Source organism: Alcanivorax sp. HI0044, assembly GCF_001634945.1.
In genome coordinates this window covers 1-569 of record NZ_LWEZ01000610.1, presented here as the reverse complement: position 1 = coordinate 569, position 569 = coordinate 1, and the positions used below count along the sequence as shown (strand labels likewise).

The following is a 569-nucleotide window of genomic DNA, read 5'->3' as shown; positions in this document are numbered from 1 at the left end:
CATCCAGTTCTTCGGCCAGAATCTTGTACAACATCTGGTGGCGACGTACCGGCATCATGCCGTCAAAGGCGTCGCTCACCAGCACCAGCTTGAAATGCGTTTCCGAGTTCGGCGGCACGCTGTGCTTGTGGCTTTCATTTTCCAGCGCGAAATGTGCCACAGGCACCGCCTCGAAAACCTTGCGCTCGATCAATGTCGCTACACTCATGGTCCACCTCACAGATAAAACCGGGCCGGGGCCGTTCGGGAAAACACGGCGAATGGACTGATTATACCAGTCACAGCAGGGCCTAACGCCCCTCGCGGGGCGCGTATTCTACGGGGTTTGAGGGCACAGAGAAAATACAGCTGCCCGGGACGTCATTAAACCGTGGGGATAATCGCCTGCCAGAGCTGTTCGCCGGCCTCATCCAGCAAGGCTGCCCGGGGCTCTCCCGGACCCAGCTGACAAACCTGACGGTCGTTGCGCCAGCCATCCCAACCCGGTGAATCCCCACGGGCAAAGGCGCCCCAGGCATCCTGCACCTTCCGGGACAGTGCCCGGGCTTCATCGGTGCCACCGGTAAAAT

1 protein-coding gene and 1 pseudogene are annotated in these 569 nt (G+C 59.9%); both read right to left on the bottom strand.

The window, feature by feature from the left end; translation table 11 throughout:
• A partial coding sequence (locus tag A3730_RS07355) for a BolA family transcriptional regulator (protein WP_156501049.1) occupies positions 1-208 on the bottom strand: 208 nt, incomplete at its 3' end.
• Between the two features lie 155 nt (positions 209-363).
• A pseudogene (locus tag A3730_RS31255) lies at positions 364-569 on the bottom strand (carboxylesterase/lipase family protein); the annotation flags it as partial.